A 13,327-nucleotide genomic window follows, 5' to 3' on the forward strand; every position below is an offset into this window, starting at 1 on the left:
TTCCTGCAAACAGGCTTTGCAGGAAGGTTTGATTATGTAAGCAATGCTTATCAGAGGCGGTCCCCGCAAAGGTCAAATTCGACAAGTCGGCGCACTTCCTGTGTATCGAGCCCTGCACCAAGCAGCCCATGCAACTTGCCGAACGCCGCCTCGCGAGTCATGCCCCCACCGGACAACACGCCGACCTCACGCAGGCGGCTGCCAGCCTCGTAGACATCCAGCTCAACCCCGCCTTCATGACATTGCGTCACCGCTACTACCACCACGCCGTTATCCCGCGCCCGGCCAAGGCTGGCGAGGAACTCGGGGTTATCGCTCGGCCCGGTGCCGCTGCCGTAGCACTCCAGCACCAGACCTTGAATGCCGCTGTCGAGCAGTCCGTCGAGGACTTCCGCGCTGATGCCCGGGAACAGTGGCAACACCGCCACCTTGGCCAGTTGCTTTGGCTGGTTGTAGTTCAACGACGCTGGAATCGAAGGCGCTTTCACGCCGCCGCCCTGACGCTCAAGTCGTTTGAACGGATGACGGCCAAAACTGCGCACTTTCGCGCAGCGGGTGGGCGCCAGCAGTTCGCCGTGGAAGTACAGGTGCACACCCGGCGCCAGGCCTTGGCCGAGGGCGACCAGCGCGCCGCCGAGGTTTTCCCAGGCATCGCTGTCGGTCACGCCTGCCGGCAGCATCGAACCGGTGAAGCACACGCGGGCGTGCAGGCCGAGCAGCTGGAAACTCATCGCCGCGGCGCTATAGGCCAGGGTGTCGGTACCGTGCAGGATCAGCACGCTGTCGCAGCCTTGCCCGTCCACGGCATCGACCACCGCTTCGCGCAGTTGCTGCCAGTAGGCCGGGGTCATGTTGGCGCTGTCGATCAGCGGCGACATTTCCCGAAATTGCCACTGCGGCACCACCAGTTCAGGCTGACTGTGCAGGTAGTCGCGCATCCGCGCTTCGAAACCGGACGCCGGGGCCAGGCCGTTGGCGCTGGCCTGCATGCCGATGGTGCCACCGGTGTAAAGCACCATGACGTGTTGAGCGGCGGGATAGGAATTGGCAATCATCTGAGGTCTCCACATGAGATGACATTGTAGGAGTGAGCCTGCTCGCGATAGCAGTCTTTCAGCCAACATAAATGTTGAATGATGAATCGCTATCGCGAGCAGGCTCACTCCTACAAGTTATTGCATCACAATAACCGACGGGCGCAGGGGATGCGCCCGTCATCCACCTGTCAGCGTTGCGCTGCAGGCACGCCTTGCGGCGCAGTATCAGTCTGGCCGGCAGTTGCCGGCGGATTGGTCGGCCAGGCTTTCAGGTCCAGATCCAGATCGGTGAACTTGCTTGAGTCGAACACCGGCTGTTTGACGCCGGCGCGGCGCTGCTCGTCGTAGTCGCGCATCACGCGCAGGCCGACCTTGAACAGCATGGCCAGGGCCACGAGGTTGACGAACGCCAGGCAGGTCATGGTGATATCGGCAAAGGCGAACACCGTCGTCAGGTCCTGCATCGAACCCCACACCACCAACGCCAGCACCAGACCGCGGAAAAGCATCAGCAGCGCGCGGTTGCGGCTGAGGAACTGCAAGCTGTTCTCGCCCAGGTAGTAGTTGTAGAGGATGCAGGTGAAGACGAACAGCGACAGTGCGACGCTGACGAACATGCGACCCCAGTCACCCACCACGGCAGCCAGCGAGTTCTGGGTCAGGACGATGCCGTCACCCTCGAAGCCCGGCGTGTAGAACCCCGACAGCAGGATCAGCAGCGCGGTGCAGGTGCAGATCACGAAGGTGTCGAGGAACACGCTGAAAGCCTGGACCACGCCCTGCGCGCCCGGGTGCTTGACCGCGGCCACGGCAGCGACGTTCGGCGCACTGCCCAGACCCGCTTCGTTGGCGAACACGCCACGCTTCACGCCCATGACGATCGCGCTGCCGAGCAGACCGGCAAAGGCCGGGTCGAGGCCGAAGGCGCTCTTGAAAATGGTTTCCAGCATGGCCGGCACATGTTCGATCTGGGTGCCGATCACGTACAGGGTCACGCCGATGTAGGCCAGGGTCTTGATCGGTACCAGCAGGTCGGACACCGAAGCGATGCGCTTGATCCCGCCGATGAAGGTTATGGCCAGCAGCACCGCCAGGACGATCCCGGTGTGGCGCGGATCGAAGTCGAAGGCGTTCTGCAGCGAGTGGGTCACGGTGTAGGACTGCAGGCCGATGAAGGCGAAACCGTAGGTGACCAGCAGCAGAACGGAGAACACTATCGCCATGCCTTTGAGCTTGAGCCCGTGCTGGATGTAGTAGGCCGGGCCGCCACGGTACAGGCCGTCGCCATCGGCGCGCTTGTAGACCTGGGCCAGGGTGCACTCGAAGAAGCTGCTGGACATGCCGACCAGTGCGGTCACCCACATCCAGAACACCGCACCCGGACCACCGAGGGTCACGGCGATGCCGACACCGGCGATGTTGCCCGCACCGACGCGGCCGGCGAGGCTGAGCATCAAGGCCTGGAACGAGCTGAGTTGCCCGGCGCTGCCTTTGAGGCTGTCGCGGAACACCGCGAACATGTGGAAGAAATGACGCAGTTGAACGAAACGCGAGCGAATCGTGAAGTAGCTACCGAGCCCGACAATGAGCACGATCAGTACTTTCCCTGAGAGGAAGTCGTTGATGACTTCGAGCATGGATTTTTCCTCGCTGTTTTTTGTGGGTGCAAATGCTGGATCGGAGAAACATCGTGTTACACCGGTCTGCGCGCGGCACGACGGGTGAGGCGAAGGTTTCGTCCCGGATCCATATCGCGGGTTTTGTTATTAGTTCGGGTTTCGCATGGGTTGTGGCCTCGTTACCGACGACCGCTCACGCGAAGAGGGGCGGCACTATACCGATCAGTGGCGCGCCCGTCTGCACGGTAGTGGTGCAAGCGACGAAACGAGGTTGCTGCAAGATCAAAAGATCGCAGCCTTCGGCAGCTCCTACAGGTGCACGTCAATTATGTAGGAGCTGCCGAAGGCTGCGATCTTGGCGGTATCGAATACACAAAGCATCTAACGTCCTGCCCGCAAAGAAGTTAAAAAAAAGGGCTCGGGGACAAAATCCCCAAGCCCTCAAAAGGTGAGAGGTGTCTAGTCCCTCGACCTGGTGAGCGGTGCTACAAAGTCGCGTCGGCTCAGGCTTTGAGCGGAACCAGACGCGGGGCAATCATGTTTTCCGGGCGCAGGATGTCGGCGAGCATGGCTTCGTCGAGCAGACCTTCTTCGCGCACCAGTTCCAGCACGCCACGGCCGCTTTCAAGGGCGATACGGGCGATGCGGGTGGCGTTCTTGTAGCCGATGTACGGGTTCAGTGCGGTGACCAGACCGATCGAGTGCTCGACCAGTTCACGGCAACGCGCTTCGTTGGCGGTGATGCCGACGATGCAGTGCTCGCGCAGCATGTCCATGGCGCGTTGCAGCAGGCGGATCGAGTCGAGGATCTTGAAGGCGATCAGCGGCTCCATCACGTTCAGCTGCAACTGGCCGCCTTCGGCTGCCATGGTCAGCGCCAGATCGTTACCGATGACCTGGAACGCCACCTGATTCACGGCCTCCGGGATCACCGGGTTGACCTTGCCGGGCATGATCGAGCTGCCTGGCTGACGCGCCGGCAGGTTGATTTCATTGATGCCGGTGCGTGGGCCGCTGGACAGCAGGCGCAGGTCGTTGCAGATCTTCGACAGCTTGACCGCGGTGCGCTTGAGCATGCCGGAGAACAGTACGAAGGCGCCCATGTCGGAGGTCGCTTCGATCAGGTCGGCGGCCGGTACCAGCGGTTGCCCGCTGATCAGCGCCAGACGCTGTACCGCCAGCGCCTGATAACGCGGGTCAGCGTTGATGCCGGTGCCGATCGCGGTGCCGCCCAGGTTGACTTCGGTCAGCAGTTCCGGGGCCAGCGTCTTCAGACGCGCGAGGTCTTCGCCCATGGTGGTGGCGAAGGCACGGAATTCCTGGCCGAGGGTCATCGGCACGGCGTCTTGCAGCTGGGTACGGCCCATTTTCAGGACGTGATCGAACTCTTTGCCCTTGGCCGCGAAGGCCTGAATCAGGCTGTCGAGGCTGGCCAGCAGCGCGTCGTGACCCAGCAGCAGACCCAGACGGATCGCCGTCGGGTAAGCGTCGTTGGTCGACTGCGCCATGTTCACGTCGTCGTTCGGGTGCAGGTACTGGTATTCGCCTTTCTCGTGACCCATCGCTTCCAGAGCGATGTTGGCGATCACTTCGTTGGCGTTCATGTTGGTGGAGGTGCCGGCGCCACCTTGAATCATGTCGACCACGAACTCTTCGTGGTAATCGCCGCGGATCAATCGGGCACAGGCTTCGCTGATCGCAGCGTGCTTGGCTTCGCTCAGGTGACCCAGCTCGCGGTTGGCGTCAGCGGCGGCCTGTTTGACCATCGCCAGGCCCACAACCAGTTTCGGGTAATGCGAAATCGGAACGCCCGAGAGGCGGAAATTGTTCACCGCTCGCAGGGTCTGGATGCCGTAATACGCATGGGCCGGTACTTCGAGGGCGCCAAGCAGGTCGGTTTCTGTGCGGAAAGATGCAGCGGAGGACATGATAGAAATCATCTCGATAAGGACCCGGTCTGTGCCGGAACGCTGCGAATGCTAGGCTTGTGGGGATTTTTGGGCCAATGCTGTTCAGCACTGCCCTATGCACATTCGGCATAATGCCCATGTGACGCCGTCTGTGCGGCAGACGTGTGACCTGTTTTGGTGCGTGTCCGGGAGGACGTGATGAATCTGGAAAGCAAATGGCTCGAGGACTTCAGTGCCCTGGCCGCCACCCGCAGCTTCTCGCAGGCGGCCGAACGGCGCTTCGTGACCCAGCCGGCGTTCAGTCGGCGGATCCGCAGCCTCGAAGCGGCGCTGGGGCTGACCCTGGTCAATCGCTCGCGCACGCCGGTCGAACTGACGGCGGCGGGGCAGTTGTTTCTGGTGACCGCGCGCACCGTGGTCGAACAGCTCGGCGAAGTGCTGCGCCATCTGCATCATCTGGAAGGCGGGCAGGGCGAGGTGATGCAGGTGGCGGCGGCACACTCGCTGGCGCTGGGCTTTTTCCCGCGCTGGATCGCCCAGTTGCGCAACGAAGGACTGAACATCGCCACGCGACTGGTGGCAACCAACGTTGGCGACGCCGTGCATGCGCTGCGCGAAGGTGGCTGCGATCTGATGCTGGCGTTCTACGACCCGGATTCGGCGATGCAGATGGACCCGGAAATCTTCCCCTCGCTGCACTTGGGCCAGACCGAGATGCTGCCGGTGTGCGCAGCGGATCTTGACGGCAAACCATTGTTCGATCTGGAAGGCGAGGCGAGCGTGCCGTTGCTGGCTTACAGCGCCGGGGCGTTTCTCGGTCGCTCGGTGAACGGCTTGCTGCGCCAGCGGCAGTTGCGCTTCACCACGATCTACGAAACCGCCATGGCCGACAGCCTGAAGAGCATGGCGCTGGAAGGCCTCGGTATCGCTTGGGTGCCGCAGTTGAGCGTACGGGCGGAACTGGCCCGCGGTGAGCTGGTGGTGTGCGGCGGCCCGCAGTGGCATGTGCCGCTGGAGATCCGCCTGTACCGCTGCGCCCTGGTGCGCAAGGCCAACGTCCGTCTGCTGTGGCGCAAGCTCGAAGGCGGCGCTGCACAAAACTCTTGAACACACCCGCAGCCCTGTGGGAGCGAGCCTGCTCGCGAAAGCGGTGTGTCAGACAACATAAATGCTGACTGATACTCCCTCTTCGCGAGCAGGCTCGCTCCCACAATGGAATTTGTGGTTGTCTGCGCTGACCTTCAAGTCAATAAAACCGGGCCTTTCGCTCATTTGACAGATGGTCGTTTCGGGGGCTGTTTATTGCCTTCTTTGCGGTATACTGCGCGGCCTTCGGCCGGCACGTCCGGCCATTTTTCGTACAATCAAGCCACGCAACCTGCGTGGCTTGTTGTTTTATGACGCGCCTGCGGGCGCTCCAGAGAGAAGAGGCGCGACGATGAGTGCACTGGTTGGCGTGATCATGGGCTCCAAGTCCGATTGGTCCACCCTTAGCCACACCGCCGATATGCTGGAAAAGCTCGGCATCCCGTACGAGGTCAAGGTGGTTTCCGCCCACCGCACCCCGGATCTGCTGTTCCAGTACGCCGAAGAGGCTGAAAGCCGCGGCATCGAGGTGATCATCGCCGGTGCCGGTGGCGCAGCCCACCTGCCAGGCATGTGTGCGGCCAAGACCCACCTGCCGGTGCTGGGCGTGCCCGTGCAATCGGCGATGCTCTCGGGCGTCGATTCGCTGCTGTCTATCGTGCAGATGCCAGCGGGCATTCCGGTCGCTACCCTGGCCATCGGCAAGGCTGGCGCGATCAACGCAGCCCTGCTCTCGGCGAGCATCCTTGGCGCCAAGCACCCGCAGTTCCACGCGGTACTGAAAACCTTCCGTGCCGAGCAGACAGACAGCGTCCTGGACAATCCAGACCCACGTATTGCCTGAGGTTGTTGAGATGAAGATCGGTGTAATCGGTGGCGGCCAGTTGGGTCGCATGTTGGCCCTGGCGGGCACTCCGCTGGGGATGAACTTCGCTTTTCTCGACCCTGCGCCGGACGCCTGTGCGGCCGCACTGGGCGAACACCTGCGGGCCGATTACGGCGATCAGGATCATCTGCGCCAACTGGCCGATGAAGTCGATCTGGTGACCTTCGAATTCGAAAGCGTCCCGGCCGAAACCGTGGCATTCCTCTCGCAATTCGTGCCGGTGTACCCAAGCGCCGAAGCCCTGCGCATCGCCCGCGATCGCTGGTTCGAAAAAAGCATGTTCAAGGACCTCGGCATTCCGACCCCGGCCTTCGCCGACATCCAGTCGCAAGCCGATCTGGAAGCCGCCGTCGCTTCCATCGGTCTGCCGGCCGTGCTGAAAACCCGCACCCTGGGTTACGACGGCAAGGGCCAGAAAGTCCTGCGCACGCCGGAAGATGTGGCGGGTACTTTTGCCGAACTGGGCAGCGTTGCCTGCCTGCTGGAGGGCTTCGTGCCATTCACCGGCGAAGTGTCGCTGATCGCCGTGCGTGCCCGCGATGGTGAAACGAAGTTCTATCCACTGGTGCACAACACCCACGACAGCGGCATCCTCAAGCTGTCGGTGGCCAGCACCGATCACCCGTTGCAGGCGCTGGCGGAAGATTATTCCAGCCGTGTGCTCAAGCACCTCGACTACGTCGGCGTGATGGCTTTCGAGTTCTTCGAAGTCGACGGTGGCCTGAAAGCCAACGAAATCGCCCCGCGCGTGCACAACTCCGGCCACTGGACCACCGAAGGCGCCGAGTGCAGCCAGTTCGAAAACCACCTGCGTGCCGTGGCCGGCCTGCCGCTGGGTTCGACCGCCAAGGTCGGCGAGAGCGCGATGCTCAACTTCATCGGCGTAGTGCCGCCGGTGGAAAAAGTCATCGCCATCGAAGACTGCCATCTGCATCACTACGGCAAAGCTTTCAAGGCCGGACGCAAGGTCGGCCACGCCAACCTGCGTTGCGCCGACATGGCCACGCTGCAAGCGCAGATCATCAAGGTCGAAGCGCTGATCGCCGAGTAAAAACGGTTTCATGTGGCAGCGGCGGAACCATTCAAGGGCCGCCGTTCTCTCATGGCAGGATGCCAAAGTCTGTCTAGGCTTTCGCATATCTACCAAATCAGAGGGAAATGCCATGGGAATTATCGGAACCATCTTTATCGGCTTGATCGTCGGCCTGCTGGCTCGGTTCCTGAAACCGGGCGATGACAGCATGGGCTGGATCATGACCATCCTGCTCGGTATCGGCGGTTCGCTGGCAGCCACCTACGGCGGCCAGGCTCTGGGCATCTATCAGGCGGGCGAGGGCGCGGGATTCCTCGGCGCACTGGTTGGCGCTGTCGTGTTGCTGGTGATCTACGGTCTGATCAAAAAGAACTGATCGAAAGCGACAAAGCCCTCTCGGCCATCGCGGCCGGGAGGGCTAGAATGCGCGGCAACTCACCGTTCATTCCTTTGCCTGCCGAGCACTTCATGCGCCGTCTTCTGTTGACTCTCCTCTTGCTGGGCAGCTATCTCGCCCACGCCGGCGAACTGCCGGAAACCGACTGGCTGGAACTGATGCCCAAGTCGGACCAGAAGGCCCTCGAGGCCATGCCGGAAATCGACCACAACTCCCCCGAGGCCACTGGCACCTTCACCGAGAAGGGCGGGATGAAGCAGGCCAAAGGTCTGCCGGCGGTGATGTATTCGACGAAAACCGTGGCGTCGATGAACGACAAGCACATTCGCCTCGGTGGTTACCCGGTGCCGCTGGAATCCGATGCCAAGGGCCGCAGCACGCTGTTCTTCCTCGTGCCGTATCCGGGCGCCTGCATCCACGTGCCGCCACCGCCGCCGAATCAACTGGTGCTGGTGCGGTATCCGAAAGGGCTGAAGCTGGACGACATCTACACACCGCTGTGGGTGACCGGCACGCTGAAAATCGAGAAGGTCAGCAATGACCTGGCGGATGCAGCGTACGCGCTGGAGGCGGAGAAGGTGCGGGTGGTGGAGGAGGCTGACCTTTAAAGCAAAAGATCGCAGCCTTCGGCAGCTCCTACATGGAAAATGCATTCCAGATGTAGGAGCTGCCGAAGGCTGCGATCTTTTGATCTCAAAGCGGTTTGCTGGCGACGCTAACACCCATCGTATGGCTCGCCCCCGGCGCCAGGGTGACTACATCATCCATCACATTCGCCGTCTCGATGCACAGCATGCGCTGCCAGCCATCGTTGTCCATGTCGGGCAGCGCGGCGGCGCGGTCGATCCACGGGTTCCAGATCACGGCAGTGCGCGAGCCGGTAGAGGTCAGCACGATGCGTCGTTCCCAGCTCGGATCAACGATGCTCAGCTGCGGCGGAGCGTCGAGATAGATGCGATCGGTCTCGCCCTTGAAATGCAGATCGCCGCTCTGGCTGGCGGTGTTCCAGTCGTCCAGGGTCTCGATGTAATTCAGCCCGGCCACGCCGTCGACGTGCACATTGCGCACGTCACTCACGGCGAAATAGGTGTGCAGCGCCTGACTCAGTGTGACGGTGTCAGTACCACGGTTATGGCTGGTCAGGCTGTAATGCAGTTGATCCGCCAGATGCAGGGTCAAGGTCAGATCAACCTCGTGCGGCCAGCCCGGCAGGCCACCTTCCGGGTAGGGCAACTTGAACTCGACCTTGATGCCGTTACTTTCCGACTCGATGCCACCTAACTCCCAATCCATCGCTCGCACCAGACCGTGGGCGGGGGCCGGTTGCTCACCGGTGTACATGGTCTGCACGCTCTGCGGGTTGCGTTCGAACTTGCCGAACCACGGCCAGCACACCGGCACACCGGCGCGGATGCTTTTGCCGGTCTTGAACTCGGCCTTGTCGTTGAGCCAGATGATCGGCGGCTGGCCGTCGATCTGATAACTGAGGATGTGCGCGCCTTGCTGGGCCACCAGCACTTCGGCCTTGCCGTGGCGGATGCGCCAGCAGTTCAGTTCATCCTGTTTGACGGCTTCAACGTTGGGCGTGTTCATGGGCGACTCTCGATCAGACACTGGGGACGACTATCGACCGCAAAACGGTCGCGAGGTTTAACGCGCGCGTGGCGGCACCGAGCGGGTGCGACCGCTGCCGTCGATGGCGACGAAGACGAAAACCGCTTCGGTGACCTTGCGCCACTCGCTGGAGAGTGGGTCATCGCTCCACACTTCGACCATCATCTGGATCGAGCTGCGGCCGATTTCCAGGGTCTGGGTATAAAAGGACAACTGCGCGCCGACGGCGACCGGCACCAGAAACGCCATGCGGTCGATGGCAACAGTGGCGACGCGGCCACCGGCAACACGGCTGGCCATGGCGGTGCCGGCCAGATCCATCTGCGCGACCAGCCAGCCGCCGAAAATATCGCCAAAGCCGTTGGTTTCGCGCGGAAGTGCGGTGATTTGCAGGGCCAGGTCGCCCTGTGGGATCGGATCTTCTTGTTCGAGCTCTATCATGCCGAGGGGCCTCTGACCCGTGACTCTTCGTGGGTATTGCGGGTGGTAGCCGTCTTCAAGAAAAACGATTCAACACCGAACACACTGCGTTCGTCACGTTTTCCATCAGGCGCCTAAAGGGAAACTCTGCGAAAAAGGCTAAATCCCGAGCAAAGGACGGGCCAACAACGTTTTCGCACAGTAACCTCTTACAAATCCTGCGCAGGTGGCGAGTATATCGGTCGATAGACCCCGCGACGACCACCCGGTTCTGATTTCGACCGTCAATTACGCACCTCTATGTGCTTTTTCGAACAATTTGCTATGGTGCCGAACCTGTCCAAGCCACCGCCAGCGTTGTTGTGGCGACAGATTCGACTATAAGAGAAGCCCTTGCCATGACCACAGCGCCTTCGAGCCTCGCGCAGCCCGAGCAACCCGCACGACCGTTGACCCGCAATGACTACAAGACTCTGTCGCTGTCCGCCCTTGGCGGGGCGCTGGAGTTTTACGATTTCATCATCTTCGTTTTCTTCGCCACCGTGGTCGGCAAGCTGTTCTTCCCGGCCGACATGCCCGAGTGGCTGCGCTTGATGCAGACCTTTGGCATTTTCGCTGCCGGCTATCTGGCGCGGCCGCTGGGCGGCATCGTCATGGCGCACTTCGGCGACCTGCTAGGGCGCAAGAAAATGTTCACCCTGAGCATTTTCATGATGGCTGTGCCGACCCTGATCATGGGCCTGCTGCCGACCTACGCGCAGATCGGCATCTGGGCGCCGATCCTGTTGCTGCTGATGCGGGTGATCCAGGGCGCCGCGATTGGCGGTGAAGTGCCGGGGGCGTGGGTCTTCGTTTCCGAACACGTACCGCAAAAGCACATCGGTTATGCCTGCGGCACCCTCACCAGCGGTCTGACTGCCGGCATCCTCCTCGGCTCACTGGTCGCCACGGCAATCAACAGCATTTATACGCCAGCCGAAGTGTCGGATTACGCCTGGCGGATCCCGTTCCTGCTTGGCGGCGTGTTCGGCCTGTTCTCGGTGTATCTGCGCCGCTGGCTGCACGAAACCCCGGTATTCGCCGAACTGCAACTGCGCAAGGCACTGGCCGAAGAAGTGCCGCTGCGCGCGGTACTGCGTGACCACCGCGGCGCCATCGCCATCTCGATGCTGCTGACCTGGTTGCTCTCGGCCGGCGTCGTCGTAGTGATTCTGATGACTCCGACCGTGCTGCAAACGGTCTACCACTTCTCGCCAACCACGGCGCTGCAAGCCAACAGCCTGGCGATCGTCTTTCTCAGCCTCGGCTGCATTGGCGCCGGCGCACTGGCCGACCGCTTCGGCGCCGGTCGCGTATTCGTGTTCGGTTGCCTGGGCCTGTTGATCAGCTCCTGGACTTTCTACCACAGCCTCGCCGACCACCCGAACTGGCTGTTCCCGTTGTACGCACTGACCGGTTTGCTGGTCGGCACCATCGGCGCGGTGCCGTACGTAATGGTCAAGGCGTTCCCGCCGGTGGTGCGATTCAGCGGGTTGTCGTTCTCGTACAACGTCGCGTACGCAATCTTCGGTGGCTTGACGCCGATGGTGGTGAGTCTGCTGTTGAAAGAAAGTGCGATGGGGCCGGCTTACTATGTGGCGGTGCTGTGCGGAATGGGGATTGTGGTAGGCGCCTGGCTCTGGAAGAAGGGGCGCTAAAGCCCAGGATCTACGCCACCAATACCGCCTCTTCGCGAGCAGGCTCGCTCCCACAGTTGAAATGCATTTCAATTGTGGGAGCGAGCCTGCTCGCGAATGGGGACGTCACAAATCATCCAGCAAATCCCGATGCTGGCCTTTCATCCAATTGTCATATTTCAGCCATAGAGTGTTCATATGGCCTGCTGATACTGGGCCCCGACTTAACACCCCCTATCTGCTAGGAGTAAGGCATGAAACTGAAGCGTTTGATGGCGGCAATGACTTTTGTCGCTGCTGGCGTTGCGACTGCCAACGCGTTCGCCGCTGTTGACCCTGCTATCCCGAGCTACACCAAGACCACTGGTGTGTCGGGCAACCTGTCCAGCGTCGGTTCCGATACCCTGGCCAACCTCATGACCTTGTGGGCCGAGAACTACAAAAAAGAATACCCGAACGTAAACATCCAGATTCAGGCTGCCGGTTCCTCCACCGCGCCACCTGCACTCACCGAAGGCACCGCCAACCTGGGCCCGATGAGTCGCAAGATGAAGGACAACGAGCTGCAGGCATTCGAGCAGAAGTACGGCTATAAGCCGACTGCGATCCCGGTTGCAGTGGATGCCCTGGCCGTGTTCGTGCACAAGGACAACCCGATCCAGCACCTGACCATGGAACAGGTTGACGCGATTTTCTCGTCGACCCGCCTGTGCGGCGCCAAGGCCGATGTGAAAACCTGGGGCGATCTGGGCGTGACCGGCGACCTGGCCAACAAGCCAGTGCAACTGTTCGGCCGTAACTCGGTTTCCGGCACCTACGGCTACTTCAAGGAAGAAGCCCTGTGCAAAGGCGACTACAAGCCAAACGTCAACGAACAACCAGGTTCGGCGTCGGTGGTGCAGTCGATCAGCAGCTCGCTTAATGGCGTCGGCTACTCGGGCATCGGCTACAAGACCGCTAGCGTGAAGACCGTCGCTCTGGCCAAGAAGGGCAGCACGGACTTCATCGAAGACACCGAAGAAAACGCTCTGAACGGCAAGTACCCGCTGTCGCGCTTCCTCTACGTTTACGTCAACAAGGCGCCGAACAAGCCTCTGGCACCTCTGGAAGCCGAGTTCGTCAAATTGATCCTGTCGAAACAGGGTCAGGAAGTCGTGGTCAAGGACGGCTACATCCCGCTGCCAGCCAAGGTTGCTGCAAAAGCACTGGCTGACCTCGGTCTGAAGGAAGGCGCTGAAGTCGCCAAGAAGTAACACCGCAGATCCGGGGCAACCCCCCGGACCTGCTGGAACCCGGTAGGAGCTGACGAGGGAACCGAGGCTGCGATCTTTTGATCTGGCTTCTGATCGCAAGATCAAAAGATCGCAGCCTCGGTTCTCTCGACAGCTCCTACACAGGTTTCACAACCTCGAATTTTCGACTCCGCTGCCGGGCCCCCGAGTGGCGGATTTGCTGCGTCACTGCACTGTCATCTTTCTGTCATACAGGATCGCTAGGGTGTGCGCATGAATGATCTGGCCAATTCCCCAATGACTACGTCTTCCCCTCCCAAGCGCATTGATTTCAATACGCCTGAGCTGCAACGCAAGCGTCGCATTCGCGCGCTCAAGGATCGCTTCACCCGTTGGTATGTCCTCGTTGGCGGCCTG

General features: G+C 61.2%; 12 protein-coding genes. 7 read left to right on the forward strand and 5 right to left on the reverse strand.

All coding sequences use genetic code 11. The features are described 5' to 3' along the window. Window positions 1-50: 50 nt before the first annotated feature. From AC0Z4S_RS07280 to aspA, 3 genes are all read right to left on the reverse strand, one after another. A complete protein-coding gene (locus AC0Z4S_RS07280; protein WP_485622553.1) occupies window positions 51-1,055 on the reverse strand; it encodes an asparaginase in 1,005 nt (334 codons plus the stop codon). Between the two features lie 170 nt (window positions 1,056-1,225). Then, entirely contained in the window at window positions 1,226-2,674 is a 1,449-nt protein-coding gene (locus AC0Z4S_RS07285) for an alanine/glycine:cation symporter family protein (RefSeq protein WP_485622554.1), read from the reverse strand. 485 nt (window positions 2,675-3,159) lie between these two features. After that, the gene (gene aspA / locus AC0Z4S_RS07290; protein ID WP_016772472.1) at window positions 3,160-4,584 is read right to left on the reverse strand and encodes an aspartate ammonia-lyase; all 1,425 of its coding nucleotides are present in this window, start codon (window positions 4,582-4,584) and stop codon (window positions 3,160-3,162) included. Window positions 4,585-4,764: 180 nt separating this feature from the next. Here aspA and AC0Z4S_RS07295 point away from each other — a divergent pair, with 180 nt between their 5' ends. The 5 genes from AC0Z4S_RS07295 to AC0Z4S_RS07315 all read left to right on the forward strand — a co-directional run bounded on the left by AC0Z4S_RS07295 (window position 4,765) and on the right by AC0Z4S_RS07315 (window position 8,576). Further along, a complete protein-coding gene (locus AC0Z4S_RS07295) occupies window positions 4,765-5,673 on the forward strand; it encodes a LysR substrate-binding domain-containing protein (protein ID WP_123417696.1) in 909 nt (302 codons plus the stop codon). A gap of 331 nt (window positions 5,674-6,004) precedes the next feature. Continuing rightward, window positions 6,005-6,496 (forward strand): 5-(carboxyamino)imidazole ribonucleotide mutase, encoded by a 492-nt coding sequence (gene purE / locus AC0Z4S_RS07300; protein ID WP_007920220.1) that lies wholly within the window; start codon window positions 6,005-6,007, stop codon window positions 6,494-6,496. Between the two features lie 10 nt (window positions 6,497-6,506). Beyond that, complete coding sequence (locus AC0Z4S_RS07305; protein ID WP_485622555.1) at window positions 6,507-7,589, forward strand: 5-(carboxyamino)imidazole ribonucleotide synthase; 1,083 nt, start codon at window positions 6,507-6,509, stop codon at window positions 7,587-7,589. Between the two features lie 112 nt (window positions 7,590-7,701). Next, window positions 7,702-7,947 carry a GlsB/YeaQ/YmgE family stress response membrane protein gene (locus AC0Z4S_RS07310; RefSeq protein ID WP_016772475.1) on the forward strand — a complete coding sequence of 82 codons (246 nt, stop codon included), beginning with the start codon at window positions 7,702-7,704 and terminating at the stop codon, window positions 7,945-7,947. A gap of 92 nt (window positions 7,948-8,039) precedes the next feature. Further along, window positions 8,040-8,576 (forward strand): DUF3299 domain-containing protein, encoded by a 537-nt coding sequence (locus AC0Z4S_RS07315; RefSeq protein WP_485622644.1) that lies wholly within the window; start codon window positions 8,040-8,042, stop codon window positions 8,574-8,576. Between the two features lie 85 nt (window positions 8,577-8,661). Here AC0Z4S_RS07315 and AC0Z4S_RS07320 read toward each other — a convergent pair whose 3' ends face one another. Further along, entirely contained in the window at window positions 8,662-9,561 is a 900-nt protein-coding gene (locus tag AC0Z4S_RS07320; RefSeq protein WP_485622556.1) for a D-hexose-6-phosphate mutarotase, read from the reverse strand. A gap of 57 nt (window positions 9,562-9,618) precedes the next feature. Continuing rightward, the gene (locus tag AC0Z4S_RS07325) at window positions 9,619-10,023 is read right to left on the reverse strand and encodes an acyl-CoA thioesterase (protein ID WP_003229628.1); all 405 of its coding nucleotides are present in this window, start codon (window positions 10,021-10,023) and stop codon (window positions 9,619-9,621) included. Between the two features lie 377 nt (window positions 10,024-10,400). Between AC0Z4S_RS07325 and AC0Z4S_RS07330 the strand changes: the two genes are divergently transcribed. Then, window positions 10,401-11,699: an MFS transporter gene (locus AC0Z4S_RS07330; protein ID WP_485622557.1), complete on the forward strand. Its 1,299-nt coding sequence runs from the start codon at window positions 10,401-10,403 to the stop codon at window positions 11,697-11,699. A 233-nt stretch (window positions 11,700-11,932) separates the two neighbouring features. Then, complete coding sequence (locus tag AC0Z4S_RS07335; RefSeq protein ID WP_253497294.1) at window positions 11,933-12,931, forward strand: phosphate ABC transporter substrate-binding protein PstS; 999 nt, start codon at window positions 11,933-11,935, stop codon at window positions 12,929-12,931. Window positions 12,932-13,327: the final 396 nt, after the last annotated feature.

This window comes from Pseudomonas sp. 1L-B-1-E-C1, assembly GCF_057291835.1.